At 42.5% G+C, this 16,523-nt stretch carries 13 protein-coding genes; all 13 read left to right on the top strand.

Going from position 1 to position 16,523, the window contains the following annotated elements; translation table 11 throughout:
- Positions 1-26: 26 nt before the first annotated feature.
- The 13 genes from ccrZ to H8S88_RS09570 all read left to right on the top strand — a co-directional run bounded on the left by ccrZ (position 27) and on the right by H8S88_RS09570 (position 16,410).
- A complete protein-coding gene (ccrZ, locus tag H8S88_RS09630; RefSeq protein WP_023022280.1) occupies positions 27-821 on the top strand; it encodes a cell cycle regulator CcrZ in 795 nt (264 codons plus the stop codon).
- Positions 818-1,453, top strand: a complete 636-nt coding sequence (gene trmB, locus H8S88_RS09625) for a tRNA (guanosine(46)-N7)-methyltransferase TrmB (RefSeq protein WP_048688825.1) — start codon at positions 818-820, stop codon at positions 1,451-1,453. Before ccrZ ends, trmB begins: the two co-directional genes overlap by 4 nt.
- Positions 1,454-1,617: 164 nt before the next feature.
- Complete coding sequence (gene rimP / locus H8S88_RS09620) at positions 1,618-2,106, top strand: ribosome maturation factor RimP (RefSeq protein WP_172605131.1); 489 nt, start codon at positions 1,618-1,620, stop codon at positions 2,104-2,106.
- A 45-nt stretch (positions 2,107-2,151) separates the two neighbouring features.
- A complete protein-coding gene (gene nusA / locus H8S88_RS09615) occupies positions 2,152-3,297 on the top strand; it encodes a transcription termination factor NusA (protein ID WP_125336182.1) in 1,146 nt (381 codons plus the stop codon).
- A 10-nt stretch (positions 3,298-3,307) separates the two neighbouring features.
- Positions 3,308-3,604: an RNase P modulator RnpM gene (rnpM, locus tag H8S88_RS09610; RefSeq protein WP_006596879.1), complete on the top strand. Its 297-nt coding sequence runs from the start codon at positions 3,308-3,310 to the stop codon at positions 3,602-3,604.
- Positions 3,597-3,896 (top strand): YlxQ-related RNA-binding protein, encoded by a 300-nt coding sequence (locus tag H8S88_RS09605; RefSeq protein WP_048789372.1) that lies wholly within the window; start codon positions 3,597-3,599, stop codon positions 3,894-3,896. Before rnpM ends, H8S88_RS09605 begins: the two co-directional genes overlap by 8 nt.
- A gap of 16 nt (positions 3,897-3,912) precedes the next feature.
- Positions 3,913-6,636, top strand: coding sequence for a translation initiation factor IF-2 (gene infB / locus H8S88_RS09600; RefSeq protein WP_125336183.1), 2,724 nt, complete (start codon positions 3,913-3,915; stop codon positions 6,634-6,636).
- Between the two features lie 73 nt (positions 6,637-6,709).
- Positions 6,710-7,060, top strand: coding sequence for a 30S ribosome-binding factor RbfA (rbfA, locus tag H8S88_RS09595; RefSeq protein WP_006596876.1), 351 nt, complete (start codon positions 6,710-6,712; stop codon positions 7,058-7,060).
- 144 nt (positions 7,061-7,204) lie between these two features.
- Positions 7,205-8,836, top strand: coding sequence for a Na/Pi cotransporter family protein (locus H8S88_RS09590; protein WP_048789370.1), 1,632 nt, complete (start codon positions 7,205-7,207; stop codon positions 8,834-8,836).
- 431 nt (positions 8,837-9,267) lie between these two features.
- Positions 9,268-10,419: an N-acetylglucosamine-6-phosphate deacetylase gene (gene nagA, locus H8S88_RS09585; RefSeq protein ID WP_048789459.1), complete on the top strand. Its 1,152-nt coding sequence runs from the start codon at positions 9,268-9,270 to the stop codon at positions 10,417-10,419.
- 177 nt (positions 10,420-10,596) lie between these two features.
- The gene (locus tag H8S88_RS09580; protein WP_006597076.1) at positions 10,597-10,824 is read left to right on the top strand and encodes a hypothetical protein; all 228 of its coding nucleotides are present in this window, start codon (positions 10,597-10,599) and stop codon (positions 10,822-10,824) included.
- A gap of 1 nt (position 10,825) precedes the next feature.
- Entirely contained in the window at positions 10,826-11,668 is an 843-nt protein-coding gene (locus H8S88_RS09575) for an aldo/keto reductase (RefSeq protein WP_236128278.1), read from the top strand.
- Between the two features lie 251 nt (positions 11,669-11,919).
- Complete coding sequence (locus H8S88_RS09570) at positions 11,920-16,410, top strand: S8 family serine peptidase (RefSeq protein ID WP_048789457.1); 4,491 nt, start codon at positions 11,920-11,922, stop codon at positions 16,408-16,410.
- Positions 16,411-16,523: the final 113 nt, after the last annotated feature.

The raw sequence follows: 16,523 nt of genomic DNA, 5'->3' as shown, positions 1-16,523 counted from the left end.
ATGGGAAACTTTTTACGGAGGAAGAGATGGACTCGAACGAAAAAGAGCTAACGTTAACCCCAATTGCTGGTAAAAGCGGAAAAGCCTTTATGGGGACTTATCCGGATGGGGGGAAAGTATTTGTCAAAATGAATACGACTCCAATATTAGCAGGGTTAGCTAAAGAACAAATTGCTCCACAACTCTTATGGAGCCGACGCTTACCTGACGGAAATGTGATGAGCGCACAAGAATGGTTAAATGGAGAAATTTTAACTCCAAATGGGATGGGGAAAAAGCAAGTGGTTCATATCCTGACTCGTTTGCACCGTTCACGCCCCTTGATGACGCAATTGAGAAAGTTGGGCTACACAGCTGAATCGCCATTGGATTTATTGAATTCTTTGAGCAGTCAGTTGCCAATTGCTTTGCGTCAAAACAATTATTTGCAATCTGTATTAAAGAGTTTACGACAGACTGTTCCAGCTTTTCGAGAAGATTATGCAACCATTGTTCACGGAGATGTCCGTCACAGTAACTGGATTGAAACGGATAGTGGATTTATCTACTTGGTAGATTGGGATTCTGTCCGCTTAACAGATCGGATGATGGATGTGGCTCATGTTTTAAGTCACTACATTCCAGATTCCCAGTGGCAGGATTGGTTGGTCTATTACGGCTATAAGTACAATGAAACTGTATTTGGTAAATTGTACTGGTTTGGTCAATACTCTTTCCTTTGTCAGATTGTAAAATACTATGAAAACAATGATTTAGAGAATGTGAACCGGGAAATTTATGCCTTGCGTAATTTCCGGTCAAAATATGGGAAGGAAGCATGAGAGTTAGAAACCGTAAAGGTGCAACCGAATTATTAGAAGCCAATCCGCAATATGTCATTTTGAAGCCAGAAGAAGCCAAAGGGAAGTGGCATGAGATTTTTGGAAATGACCATCCTATTCATATTGAAGTGGGAAGTGGTAAAGGAGCCTTTATCACTGGAATGGCCAAACAAAATCCAGACATTAACTATATCGGGATTGATATTCAAAAATCAGTATTAAGCTACGCTTTGGATAAGGTGTTGGAAGCTGACGTTCCCAATATCAAGTTGCTTTGGGTGGACGGAGATAGCTTGACTAATTACTTTGAAGACGGTGAGATTGATCAATTGTATCTCAATTTTTCAGATCCTTGGCCGAAGAAACGCCATGAAAAACGTCGTCTAACCTACAAGAGTTTCTTAGATACTTTCAAACAGATTTTGCCAGAGCATGGAGAGATTCATTTCAAGACGGACAATCGAGGACTCTTTGAATACAGTTTGGTGAGTTTTTCTCAGTATGGAATGACCTTGAAGGGTGTCTGGCTAGATCTTCATGCTAGTGATTTTGAGGGAAATGTCATGACCGAATATGAAAAGAAATTCTCAAGTAAGGGTCAGGTCATTTATCGGGTTGAAGCACAATTTTAAAGTCTAGTTAAGGATCGACGTCTCCTGAAAAGGAGGCGTTTTTCTTTTGGATGGTAGCTGTATGAATGAGGAAGTCGAAATTCTTGCATTTCGACGGAACTTGTGCTAGAATATTTAAAACGAATAGAAAAGGAGAGGCGAAGACATATCTTCGCCTCTTGTCTGTGAGGAGGTGTTGTCCTATCGCAACAATTGTTGAATTAGTAACAGAAATTCTTGAACCCGCCATCCAAGCTCCATTTGAATTAGTGGATGTGGAATATGAAAAGATTGTAGGAGACTATGTTCTAAGTATCTTTGTTGATAAGCCAGGTGGTATTACCCTGAATGATACAGCAGATTTAACAGAAGTGATTAGTCCTCTGTTGGATCAGATTCAACCTGATCCATTCCCAGAACAGTACTTCCTAGAAGTGACGAGTCCTGGTTTGGAGCGTCCCTTAAAAACCAAAGATGCAGTGGAAAAAGCTCTGGGTCAATATATCCATGTCAGCTTGTACAAGGCAGTTGACAAACAAAAGGTCATTGAAGGAACACTCGTTAAGTTCGAAGATGACCAATTGACCATGGAATACATGGACAAAACAAGAAAGAAAACCATTGAAATCCCCTATAGTCTTGTCTCAAAAGCAAGACTAGCTGTCAAATTATAGCAGAAAAGAAAGGAAGGCTCTTAGTAGCCTAAGAGCAAGAAAAGAATGAGTAAAGAAATGCTAGATGCTTTTCGCATCTTGGAAGAAGACAAAGGAATCAAAAAAGAAGATATCATTGAAGCTGTCACAGAATCATTGCGTTCGGCTTATCGGAGACGGTATGGTCAAGCAGAAAGTGCTGCTATCGAATTTAATGAAAAGACTGGTGACTTCCGCGTTTATACCGTTCGTGAAGTAGTGGATGAAGTATTTGATAGCCGGTTAGAAATTAGCTTGAAAGATGCTCTTGCGATTAGCTCTGCCTATGAATTGGGAGACAAAATCAAATTTGAAGAAGCACCTGCTGAGTTTGGCCGTGTCGCAGCTCAATCTGCCAAACAAACCATCATGGAAAAAATGCGCAAGCAAACTCGTGCGATTACTTACAACACTTATAAAGAACATGAAAATGAAATTATGAGTGGAACGGTTGAGCGTTTTGATAATCGCTTTATCTATGTAAATTTAGGGTCTATCGAAGCTCAATTGTCTAAACAAGACCAAATCCCGGGTGAAGTCTTCCAATCTCATGATCGCATTGAAGTCTTTGTCTACAAAGTAGAAGACAATCCTCGTGGGGTCAACGTTTTCGTAAGTCGTAGCCATCCAGAAATGATCAAACGTTTGATGGAACAAGAAATCCCTGAAGTCTATGATGGAACCGTTGAAATCATGAGCGTGGCGCGTGAAGCTGGAGACCGGACCAAGGTGGCTGTTCGTAGCCATAATCCAAACGTAGATGCGATTGGAACCATCGTTGGTCGTGGTGGATCGAATATCAAAAAGATTACTAGCAAGTTCCACCCAGCTCGTTATGATCAGAAATTGGATCGTATGGTCCCAACAGAAGAAAACATTGATGTCATTGAGTGGGTACCAGATCCAGCAGAATTTATCTACAATGCCATCGCGCCTGCTGAGGTCGATCAAGTCATCTTTGATGAAGAAGACAGCAAGCATGCCCTTGTGGTAGTACCAGATAGCAAGCTATCTCTTGCAATCGGTCGTCGTGGTCAAAACGTGCGCTTGGCGGCTCACTTAACTGGCTACCGGATTGATATCAAATCAGCTAGTGAGTACGAAGAAATGGAAGCAAGTCAAGAACTTGCTTTTGAAGAAGTAGAAAGTGATTTGAATTCTGTAGACGAATAGGGAGGAAATCATGGTAAAGACAAGAAAAATCCCTTTACGCAAGTCTGTCGTTTCAAATGAGGTCATCGATAAACGAGATCTCTTGCGAATCGTAAAAAATAAAGAAGGTCAAGTTTTTATCGATCCAACTGGGAAAGCAAATGGTCGTGGTGCTTATATCAAGCTTGATAATGAGGAAGCACTTCAAGCCAAGAAGAAGAAAGTCTTCAATCGCAGCTTTAGCATGGAAGTGGATGAAGCTTTCTACGATGAATTGATTGCTTATGTGGATCATAAGGTGAAAAGAAGAGAGTTAGGCCTTGAATAAGCAAAAAGTCAGTAATTTATTGGGATTGGCTCAGCGAGCAGGGAAAATCATCTCTGGAGAAGAGTTGGTCATCAAGTCTGTTCAAGAAGGAAAGGCTCGTTTGGTCTTTCTAGCAGATGATGCAGCTCCCAATCTTACCAAAAAAATCACAGATAAATGCCACTATTATGGCGTTCCGGTATTAACCGTGTTTTCAACACTAGAATTAAGTACTGCCATTGGTCGCTCACGAAAGGTAGCGGCCGTGACAGATGCTGGATTTTCAAAGAAAATGAGGTCTCTTATGGAATAGAAGAGGAGGACAGCAATTGTCTAAGAAAAGATTGTATGAGATTGCCAAAGAACTAGGCAAGGAAAGTAAAGAAGTCGTCACACGGGCGAAAGAATTAGGGTTAGAGGTAAAGAGTCACGCTTCTAGTATCGAAGGTGAAGCGGTTGAGCGTTTGGTCAATAGTTTTGCATCAAAGGCGCCCCAAACTCCTAAAGTGAAGGAAGAAAAACAAGTAAAAGTTGCACCGGTTGCAAAAGAACCTGTTGCAAACCAACCAGAAAAGACAAGGGAAACAGTGGCAGCACCTGTTGTGAAGCCAAAGAGTCGTAATTTCAAGGCGGAACGCGAAGCCCGTGCGAAAGAGCAGGCGGAACGTCGTCAACAACAAGGAAATCGACCTAAGAAACAACAAAACGACCGTCGGGATGGGGATCGTTTCCAAAATCGTAATGAGCGAAAAAATCAAGGAAATGACCGCCGGAACCAAGGGAATGATCGTCGCCGTGACCAAGCTGGCAACGGTCAAGGACGTCCAAATCCTGTAAATGGCGCTCCGAAAATTGATTTCAAAGCCCGTGCGGCAGCATTAAAGGCAGAGCAAAATGCGGAATATGCACGTGGTAGTGAAGAACGCTACAAGCAAAACCAGGCAGCCAAGGTAGAGCAAGACCGTCAACAACGTCGTAAGCGTGAAGAGGCAGTTGCGACTGAAGTTGTCGCTCCACAACCGAAGGTAGAAGCAGCGAAGGCAACTCCGGTAGCGGCTCCAAGTCCTGCAGCAGTTGATACACGTCGGAAAAAGCAAGCTAGACCAGACAAAAAACGTGAAGATTTTGATCGCGAAGAAGATGGTCCAAGAAAACAACAAAAGAATCGAAGTAGTCAAAACCAAGTGAGAAATCAAAGAAATAGTAACTGGAACAACAACAAAAAGAATAAAAAAGGAAAGAATAACCGCAATGAAGCTCCAAAACCAGTAACAGAGCGTAAATTCCATGAGTTGCCAAGTGAACTTGAGTACACAGATGGAATGACGGTTGCGGAAATCGCAAAACGGATTAAGCGTGAGCCTGCGGAAATCGTTAAGAAACTCTTCATGATGGGAGTGATGGCGACACAAAACCAATCCTTGGATGGCGATACCATTGAACTTCTGTTAGTGGATTATGGAATTGAAGCCAAGAAAAAGGTTGAAGTGGACAATGCGGATATCGAACGCTTCTTCGTCGAAGATGGCTATTTGAATCCAGATGAACTGGTAGAGCGTCCACCAGTTGTCACCATCATGGGACACGTTGACCACGGGAAGACAACCCTTTTGGATACCCTTCGTAATTCACGTGTAGCGACAGGAGAAGCAGGAGGAATCACCCAACATATCGGTGCCTACCAAATCGTGGAAAATGGCAAGAAAATTACCTTCTTGGATACACCTGGACACGCGGCCTTTACCTCTATGCGGGCGCGTGGTGCATCTGTTACGGATATTACCATCTTGGTCGTAGCAGCAGATGACGGGGTGATGCCACAAACAATCGAAGCCATCAACCACTCAAAAGCGGCTAATGTTCCAATCATTGTGGCTATTAACAAGATTGATAAACCAGGTGCCAACCCAGAACGTGTCATCGGTGAATTGGCAGAGCATGGAGTTATGTCAACTGCCTGGGGTGGAGATTCTGAGTTTGTAGAAATCTCTGCCAAGTTCAACCAAAATATCGATGAGCTCTTGGAAACGGTCCTTCTTGTGGCTGAAATCCAAGAACTCAAAGCAGATCCAACTGTTCGTGCCATCGGTACGGTTATCGAAGCGCGCTTGGATAAAGGAAAAGGTGCGGTTGCAACCCTTCTGGTTCAACAAGGTACTTTGAATGTCCAAGACCCAATCGTTGTTGGTAATACTTTCGGACGTGTCCGTGCCATGACCAATGACCTTGGCCGTCGTGTGAAAGTAGCTGGACCATCTACTCCAGTTTCTATCACTGGTTTGAACGAAGCACCAATGGCGGGTGACCACTTTGCGGTTTATGAAGATGAAAAATCTGCGCGTGCAGCCGGTGAAGAACGTGCGAAACGTGCGCTGATGAAACAACGTCAAGCAACCAACCGTGTCAGCCTTGAAAATCTCTTTGATACCTTGAAGGCTGGAGAAGTGAAATCCGTTAATGTCATCATTAAAGCCGATGTACAAGGATCGGTTGAAGCCCTTGCTGCTTCCCTTCAAAAGATTGAAGTGGAAGGTGTGAAAGTGACCATCGTTCACTCAGCAGTTGGTGCCATCAACGAATCAGACGTCACCCTTGCAGAAGCTTCAAATGCCTTCATCATTGGATTTAACGTCCGCCCTACGCCTCAAGCACGTCAGCAAGCAGAAGCTGATGAGGTAGAAATCCGTCTTCACTCAATCATCTATAAAGTGATTGAAGAAATGGAAGATGCCATGAAGGGAATGTTGGATCCTGAGTTCGAAGAGAAAGTCATCGGGGAAGCAGTCATTCGTGAAACCTTTAAGGTCTCTAAAGTGGGTACCATCGGTGGATTTATGGTCCTCAGTGGTAAGGTCACCCGTGACTCCAAAGTTCGTGTCATTCGTGACGGTGTCGTCATTTATGATGGAGCTCTTGCTAGCTTGAAACATTATAAAGATGATGTCAAAGAAGTGACCAACGGTCGCGAAGGTGGATTGATGATCGAAGGATACAATGATATCAAGACTGATGATACCATTGAAGCTTACATCATGGAAGAAATTAAAAAATAAACTGTTAACTAGGAAGGAAGAAAGGTAATCTCCTATTTCCTAGTTTTTAAAGACAGAGCAGAAAGGAGTTCCTATGGCAAGTCATTTTCGGACAGACCGAGTCGGTATGGAAATCAAGCGGGAAGTCAACGAAATTTTGCAAAAGAAAGTTCGTGATCCGCGTGTCCAAGGCGTCACCATTACGGATGTTCAAATGCTAGGCGATTTGTCGATGGCCAAGGTTTACTATTCGATTATGAGTGACCTGGCTTCAGATAATCAAAAGGCTCAGACAGGGCTGGAAAAAGCAACAGGAACCATCAAGCGCGAATTAGGTCGGAATTTAAAATTGTACAAAATTCCAGATTTAACCTTTGTCAAAGATGAATCCATTGAATATGGAAACAAGATTGACCAAATGTTACGCGATCTTGATAAAAAATAATGAACAAAACGATAGATTCTGTAGAGTCTATCGTTTTTTTATGGCAAAATTCAGAAGAAATTTCAAAAAAAACTTGTGCCGAAGGGGTGGATGTTTTAAAATAGAGTGAGTAAACTTTTATCGAATGATGATGGAGGAAAAGGAATGTCCATTGATTGGCAGAACATTTTATTTAACTTCTTAGGTGGTTTGGGACTATTTTTATATAGTATCAAAACTATGGGTGATGGCTTGCAACAGGCTGCAGGGGATCGCCTTCGTTACTATATCGACAAATATACCAGTAATCCATTTCTAGGGGTGCTCGTAGGGATTGTCGTGACTGCCCTTATCCAGTCTAGTACCGGGGTAACTGTTATTACGGTTGGATTAGTAAGTGCCGGTCTATTAACGCTACGCCAAGCAATTGGGATCATCATGGGGGCCAATATCGGGACGACGGTCACTTCCTTCATCATTGGTTTCAAGTTGGGAACATATGCCTTGCCCATTATGTTTGTCGGTACAGTCTGTCTCTTCTTTACCAAGAATCGGATAGCTAACAATATTGGTCGGATCTTGTTTGGGGTTGGGGGAATCTTTTACGCCTTGAACCTCATCAGCGCAGGGATGAGTCCTTTGAAAGACTTGCCAGAGTTTAGCCAATATATGGTAACCCTTGGGAAGAATCCAATCCTCGGAGTGCTAGCTGGAGCCATTATCACAGTCTTGATCCAGGCTTCTTCTGCAACGATTGGGATTCTGCAAGGTCTCTACTCAGGTGGATTTTTAGATCTTAAGGGAGCATTGCCAATTTTATTTGGGGATAACATTGGGACTACGCTCACCGTTATCATTGCTGCCATGGGGGCCAATGTTTCTGCCAAACGGGTTGCAGCGACCCACGTCTTATTTAATGTCATCGGGACCATTCTGTGTATCATCTTGTTGGGACCATTTACAAGTATGATTGAGTTCTTCCAAGCTCAGTTGCATCTCTCACCTGAGATGACGATTGCCTTTTCACATGGTGCTTTTAATGTGACCAACACCATCGTTCAATTCCCATTCATTGGGGCTTTGGCTTACTTTGTGACGAAATTGATTCCTGGTGAGGATGAAGTGGTCAAATACGAACCACTTTACTTGGACGAAAATTTGATTACCCAAGCTCCTTCGATTGCCTTGGGAAATGCTAAAAAAGAACTCTTGCACTTAGGAGCTTATGCTGAAAAGATTTTTGATTTATCTTATCGCTATATTTTGAATCAAGAAGAAAAGTTGGCTGAAAAAGGCCATAAAACAGAAGAAGCGATTAATACCATCGATGATCAGTTGACCAAATACTTGATCCGCTTGTCCAGTGAAGCTTTGAGTCCAAAAGAAAGCGAATCCTTGACCAATATTTTGGATTCTTCTCGAGATTTGGAGCGGATTGGAGACCACGCAGAAGCCTTGATCAACTTGACGGATTATCTCATTCGGAAGAAAGTTGTCTTTTCTGACAATGCCTTGGCTGAATTAGAAGATATCTACCAGCAAACGGCGACGTTTGTTAAAGATGCCCTTCGAAGTGTAGAAGAGGATAACCAAGAGTTGGCGGCAGAGTTGGAACAGCGCCATCAGGCAATTGAAAAACTCGAAAAGAAATTGCGGAAGACTCATATTTCTCGTCTGAACAAGGGCGAGTGTACACCTCAAGCAGGTGTCAACTTTATTGATATCATCTCTCACTATACACGTGTCGCAGACCATGCCATGAACTTAGCTGAGAAGGTACAATTGGAGCAGATCTAAAAAAACGAAAAATCCAGTTCTTTAGGACTGGATTTTAGAATGTAGACAAATTTTTTTCATAAAATAGCTAGAAAATTTTTTCAAAAAAATAATTTGTATTTTTAATTAATTAAACAAATTTATTACTTTCCGCTGTGAGAAAAGTGGCTGAAGCGCTAAAGTTTCAGCCACTCGGGAGTTTTGAAACTTTAGGTTCAAAACTAAGTCATGGAACTTCAAATAAGTTCGCTGACGTCCGTACTCACCTAAGGAAAGTTTTAAAGAAGACTTTATATTCAATCTGAAATCCAGCTCAAAAAAACTGGATTTTTTATCGTATTTATAGAGAATATTAATATATTTAAATAAAATAGGTCTAGACCATTTACAAATGCAGTACAAAGGATTATAATGTGTATGAATATATCGGTAGAAAAAGAAAGGAAATCACCATGACAACCTATATACAAGCAGATCAATTCTTTTATCCCCATGGCATTCGTAAGGGAGGATATCTAGAAATTGTCGATGGCAAATTTGGGAAACATGTAGATCAGCTACCAGAGGGAGCTACTGTTTTGGACTATACAGGCTATAGTATTGCTCCTGGTTTGGTCGATACGCACATCCATGGATTTGGTGGAGTTGATGTTATGGACAACAACATCGAGGGAACTCTTCATACTATGAGTGAGGGTCTCTTGAGCACAGGGGTCACTAGCTTTTTGCCAACAACCTTGACCTCTTCTTATGAGCAATTATTGGCAGTAACTGAAAACATTGGAGCACGCTACCAAGAAGCATCTGGTGCTAAGATTCGTGGCATTTACTTTGAAGGACCTTACTTTACAGAGAAGTACAAAGGGGCACAAAATCCAGCCTACATGAAAGATCCTCGAATGGATGAATTCCGTGCATGGCAAAAAGTAGCCAACGGCTTGCTCAATAAAATTGCCCTTGCTCCTGAGCGAGATGGTGTCGAAGACTTTGTCCGCACAGTGACAGGAGAAGGGGTAACGGTTGCGCTTGGTCACTCCAATGCAACCTTTGACGAAGCTAAAAAAGCAGTGGATGCTGGGGCTAGTGTCTGGGTGCATGCCTATAACGGAATGCGCGGTTTGACGCACCGTGAGTTGGGAATGGTTGGGGCTATGTACCAACTTCCTCATACTTATGCAGAGTTAATCTGTGATGGCCATCACGTTGATCCAAAAGCCTGCGACATCCTTCTCAAACAAAAAGGAGTGGAAAATATCGCCTTGATCACCGACTGTATGACAGCTGGTGGCTTGGAAGATGGCGACTACATGTTGGGTGAATTCCCTGTTGTCGTAGAAAATGGAACAGCCCGTTTGAAATCGACAGGGAATCTGGCTGGTTCGATCTTGAAGCTTAAAGATGGATTGAAGAATGTTGTTGAGTGGGGCATTGCCAATCCTCATGAAGCGGTCATGATGGCGAGTCTCAACCCTGCTAAATCTGTCCATATTGATGATGTCTGTGGCCAAATCCGTGAAGGGTATGACGCTGACTTTATTGTATTGGATAAAGATTTAGAGTTGGTAGCAACCTTCTTAGACGGTCAAAAACGATTTGAAGCTTAATGGTGAAAAAGAGGTTCAACTACGAATCGCTTGCTTTCGCCAAACTAAAAATTGAATGTATCCCATAAGCTGAGATGAAAGTCTCAGCTTATTTGAATAGGATTCCTTGATCTAGCCATTTGTCTCTTTGCTCTGATACATGGTATAATGAAAGTAATTGAATCGCGAGGTAGTTTTATGAATAAGATAAACGTACGTTTTTTATTGATGGGCTTGTTTTTCTTTATCTACGGTATGTTGCGCCGTAGTCCCGTCATTTTAGTGGCAGGTAGTGCCTTTTTACTCTATGCCTTTTTTAGTAAATCGATGGTGCAACCGAAGGAAAATATCTTTAAGCCAAAGTTGCGCTTGAATGCGAAGACTTCTAAGTCTGGTGAAAAAACAAAGGAAAGTGACGGGAAATAAGATGAAGAGTTACAAACTAAATGACGGACGCCACATTCCTGTACTTGGTTTTGGTACTTGGAAGGCGAAAGATGGCGAGGAAGCTTATCAAGCAGTAAAAGCAGCCTTAGAAGCGGGCTATCGCCATATTGATACGGCAGCCATCTATCAAAATGAAGAAAGCATCGGAAAGGCTATCAAAGATAGTGGTATTCCAAGAGATGAGCTTTTTGTAACGACCAAGTTGTGGAATAATCGTCACACCTATGAGGATGCTGACAATGGTCTAGAAGAATCTTTGCACAAATTGGGACTAGATTATATCGATTTGTACCTCATCCACTGGCCGAATCCTGTGACTCACCGAGAAAATGAGGCCTGGAAAGAACGGAATCGTGAGGTTTGGAGAGCCATGGAAGATATGCAGGCAAAAGGAAAGATTCGCTCTATTGGTGTGAGTAACTTCCTGCCCCATCACCTGGATGCTTTGTTGGAGAGTGCAAAAGTTCTTCCGGCAGTCAATCAGATTCGCTTGGCCCCTGGAGTCTATCAAGAGGAAGTAGTCCGTTATTGTCGTGATAAAGGAATTTTATTGGAAGCTTGGGGGCCATTTGGCCAAGGAGAGTTGTTTCAAAATGAGACAGTCCTTACATTGGCTAAACAGTATGACGTGACACCAGCCCAGCTTCTGTTGGCCTGGAGTCTAGCAGAAGGATTTTTACCTCTGCCCAAGTCAGTGACTCCTGAACGCATTGCAAGTAACCTACAATGCTCTGCGATTGCATTATCCCCAGAAGATTGTGACCTTCTTCGGAAGATCCCAGTAGAGGCAGGAGCACCGAATCCAGATACCAAAGACTTTTAGGATTGTTTGTTTTTAATAGACAGTGAGAATTTGCTCTTACTGTCTTTTTTTGTGTAACGAGATGAAAAACGAATGATTTGTTTTAAATATCTAAATATTTGGATATCAAAACCATTAAAAAGCAAACAAAAAACAACTAATTAAAGATATTGTACGGGAATATTACAATTTGATAACAAAGTTAATGTTGAGTGAATTTTCTGAAAAATTAGGAGTATAATAAGAATAATTTAGTATATAGGGGGAATTTTATGAGTAAACAGCGTTTCTCATTGAGAAAATATAAGTTTGGTGTTGCATCGGTGCTGTTAGGATCTGTTCTTGTCTTTGGAGCAGGGAATGTAAGTGCTGATGAAGCGAAACAGCCTGAGACTGCAGTCGTTGCATCTGCAGAAGCAAATCCAATATCGCCAAGTGAGTCTGCGTCTCCTGTAACGAATCAGGCAAGTGAGCAGACTACAGGCTCAGTAGTTGAAAATGGTAAAGTTGTTGACGAGCTAGCTTCCTCAGACAAAGGGGCAACAACTCCATCTGTCGAATCAGACAGCCAAGTCCTTGCGCAGGAAGCAAAAACAGAGGCTCAAGCTACTGAAAAGCAAGCGGAAGTCGTAACTAAAACCGAAGAAAAAACTGCAGAAAAAACATCCGAAGGACAGGAAAAAACAGAAGCAAAACCTTCTTCAACAGAGGAGAAGAGTGAGGCTAAACCTGTAACGGAAGCAAGAACCGAAAAGAAAGCTGAAGATAAACCATTAAGTATTAGCAGCAATACGATTATTAATGTGCCCCAAACTTGGGAAAAAGGGTACAAGGGTGAAGGGACTGTTGTTGCGGTCATTGACTCTGGTTTAGATGTCTACCACGAAGTATTGCGGATTTCAGACCCTACAAAAGGGAAATTCAAAAATCAAACAGAATTAGAAGCTGCCAAAAAAGCAGCGGGAATTGACTACGGAAAATGGTACAACGATAAGGTTGTCTTTGCCTATGATTATATGGATGGAGATGACAATATCAAAGAAAAAGACCATGATTCACACGGTATGCACGTAACAGGGATTGCGACTGGGAACCCTGACAAAAAAGCTGGGGATGGCAACTACGTATATGGAGTTGCTCCAGAAGCCCAAGTGATGTTTATGCGGGTTTTCTCTGATCGTAGTGGATCCACCAGCGATGTTGTCTATGTAAAAGCGATTGATGACGCAGTGGCATTGGGAGCCGATGTCATTAATATGAGTTTAGGATCTGGGACAGGATCTACAGTGAATGCTAGTCCTGCTGTCAGAGAAGCGATTCAACGAGCACGCGCCAAAGGGGTTAGTGTCGTCATCGCGGCAGGTAATAGCAATACTTATGGATATGGTTATAACAACCCAAGTGCTGAAAACCCTGATTATGGTGTCGTGGGTAGTCCTTCAACCGTAGAAGAGTCTATTTCAGTTGCCTCAGTAAACGATTCATTCGTAACAGAAGAAGTCTTTACAGTTCGTGGTTTGGAAGACAATGCTGACTTGGATAAAGGAAAGTTCACCTATACAGCAGCTGAAACAGATGCCAATTTTGAAAATGGGAAAGAATATGACTATGTGGATGCTGGCTTGGGGCGTGAGAGTGATTTAGAGAGTCTCGATTTGACTGGTAAAGTCGCCCTCATCAAACGTGGTGAAATCACCTTCTCAGATAAGGTCGCTAATGTCTATAAAAAAGGAGCGATTGGTGCCCTCATTTACAACAGTGTCGAAGGCGCAAATGTCAAAATGGGTCTAGAAGGTGATGCGAGAAAGATTCCTGCGGTATTTATTTCCAAGCGCTATGGAGAAGCCATCAAAGACAAAGACTACAAGATAGTCTTTGATGGTAGTCTGGATAACCGTCCAAACCCTGACGCTGGGAAGATGTCTGAATTCTCTAGTTGGGGAGTCTCAACGGATGGACAATTAAAACCGGATGTCACAGCACCTGGTGGATCGATCTTCTCTTCACTAAATGATAATAGCTATGGCAGTATCAGCGGAACCAGTATGGCCTCTCCTCATGTGGCTGGGGTATCAGCTTTGGTGAAGGAATACCTTCAAGCTCATCATCCAGAACTTTCACCAGAGGAGCTATCTGCAACGGTTAAGGCCTTGATCATGTCGACTGCAAAACCGCACTTCAACAAAGAAACGGGGGCCTACACTTCGGTACGTCAACAAGGGGCAGGGATTGTAGATACTGCTGCAGCTGTCTCGACAGATTTATATGTAACGAATGAAGATGCTTACCCAAGCGTAACCCTTGGTAATGTAGAAGATCGATTCAGTTTTGATGTGACCGTTCATAATATTTCTGATACTGACAGAGAGTTGAAGATGATTGTGAATACCACTACCGACGATGTAAAAGACGATCACTTTACCTTGAAGCCACGGAAATTAACAGAGACAGTATGGCCAAATGTCACCGTAAAAGCCCATAGTAGTCAGACAGTGACGGTGACTGTCGATGCATCTAAGTTTGCGGAAGAATTGACTAAATTGATGCCGAACGGTTACTTCCTAGAAGGATTTGTTCGCTTTGTGGATCCAGCAGATGATGGCGATGTGGTTAGCATTCCATTTATGGGATTCCGTGGTTCCTTCCAAGATATCCCTGCGGTTGAAAAACCAATCTACAACTTGGTAAGAGAAGGGAAATCAGGATTCTACTATGATGTCCCAGAAACCAAACACGTGCCATCCAATGCGAACGTCACCTCTTTAGTTTCAAACGCGAATGATGTGCTCTATACGACTGCTAAGAAGGAAACAGCAGAACGAAGTCCAATCGTTCTTGGAACAGTGGAAACATCAGAAGGGTTGAATGTCCTTCATTTGGATACTGACGGCAATGTCCGTCTGGCTATTTCTCCAGATGGAGATGGGAACAAAGATTATGTGCAGTATCGTGCAGTCGTCTTGCGAAACCTAAAAAATATGAAAGCAGCTGTCTACAAGGCAGATGATCAAGCATTTGCTAATCCAATTTGGTCAAGTACAGGATCTTTCTCTGCTCGTAAGAATTATTTTGACGGACGTGGGAAACGATCTTATCTAGTCGACAATACGGCTTGGGAAGGAACGGATGCCAAGGGTGAAAAGGTAGCGGATGGTCACTATGTCTATGAAGTTCGCTATACGCCAGCCGTTCCAGGAGCAGAAGAGCAAGTTGTTCGCTTTAATCTCCAAATCGACACCCAAAAACCAGTCTTGACTTCAGGTTATACGACCAAGAAGGATGGGGTAGAAACCTTCTATGCTCGTAAAACAAAAGATATTGGCAATGGTGGAATCTTACGAGAGCAAGTCTTCTATGTCAAAGCCTTTGATGAAGAAGGAACCCTGGTTAAGGAGGGGAAAGACGCCCTAGGGAAGACCAGTCGCTTTGAAAACCGTGTCTATTTAACGGCGAATGAAGATGGTGGCTATACTCTTCCAGAAGGAATCAGTAAAGACTTACTTTACTATGTGGTAGAAGACTACGCTGGAAACCGCGACTTTGCCTCTCTTGCTGATTTTGCTGGTAGTGAAGATAGTGGCCGGATTAAGGTGTCAGTCCTAGATGCCGATACACATAAAGAATTAGATACCGATTTTGTCTACCGTATCAAGGATGATCAAGGACAGTATGTCAACTTAGACAAAGGGAAAGAAATCAATTTCCTTAAGTTTGGTAGCTACGTGGCAGAACTCTTTGCCTATGACAAATCAGATCTGAAACTCGTCAGCGAACGAACTCAGAAATTTGAAATCACTGCAGAGGACAGCTTTAAGACCATCGAATTCTTGGCCAAAGAGATTGTCACTGCACCTTTGAGCCTGGTCTTTGATCAAGCAGTACCAAGAACAACACCAGTTGTCTTGAAAAATCAAGCTGGTGAAACCTTTGTTCTTCCAGTTCAACGCTATGGCAAGAATGCTTTTGGAAAAGATGTCCCAGTTGGAACATACACGATTTCTGTCAGTCTACCAACAGGTTATGAGTTGTTTGAGGATGCACCGACTGTGACCGTTCTAGCAGACCAAAACAATCTCACAAAACTATCTGTTGTCATTAAGACCCAATTGTTGCAATTGTTGGCCCAACAAGCTAACTTGACCAGCACTCCTCAGTACTTTAATGCAACAAGTGAAAAACGTTTAGCCTATGATGCAGCTTATCAAGAAGCTCAGAAAGCTCTTGCGACTAAGTTATCACAAGCAGAAGTTAACCAAATCTTCTCAAATCTTGGATTGGTTACAAGTCAATTAGACGGAAAAGAGTCTGATTTTACAGCGCTAAAATCAGCCATTGCTGCCTATGATGTAACCTCAAAAACAGGTCGCTATGCCAACACTAAGGATTCCGCTCGACGTGCCTTTGACCAAAGCTTTAAGGAATTGGCTCTCTTGCTCGTCCGTGAAGGTGTGACACAAGAGCAAATCAACCAAGCACTTGCGAATTACCAGGCAGCTGATCAACAGTTAAATGGAAAAACAACCGATTTTTCAAGTCTAAAGAAATTGATTGAGGCAGAACTCCAGTTCCAAGCTAAGAACGCTAAGTTTATCTATGCAGCAGATAAGGTGAAGGTAAACTACCTGCAAGCCTTTATCCGCGCTCAAGCTGTATTGGCTAATCCTGGTGCTAGTCAACAGGAAGTCAAGGCGGTATTAGCTGAGGTTAAAGCTGCTAAGAAAAAATTAAATGGGAAAAAACCAAAGATTGTAAAACGCCCATAACAGTCACCTTTCTTTGAAAGGATTTGCAACAAGTCTGAAACACCTGTTTCGGACTTGTTTTTGGTTTACACTAGAGTAGAAATCTGCTATAATACTAGTCAAGAAAGAAAGGC

Source organism: Streptococcus sp. GS001 (genome assembly GCF_021595565.1).
In the GTDB taxonomy this organism is placed as follows: Bacteria; Bacillota; Bacilli; order Lactobacillales; family Streptococcaceae; genus Streptococcus; species Streptococcus xiaochunlingii.
This window is presented reverse-complemented; position numbering and strand designations above follow the sequence as displayed.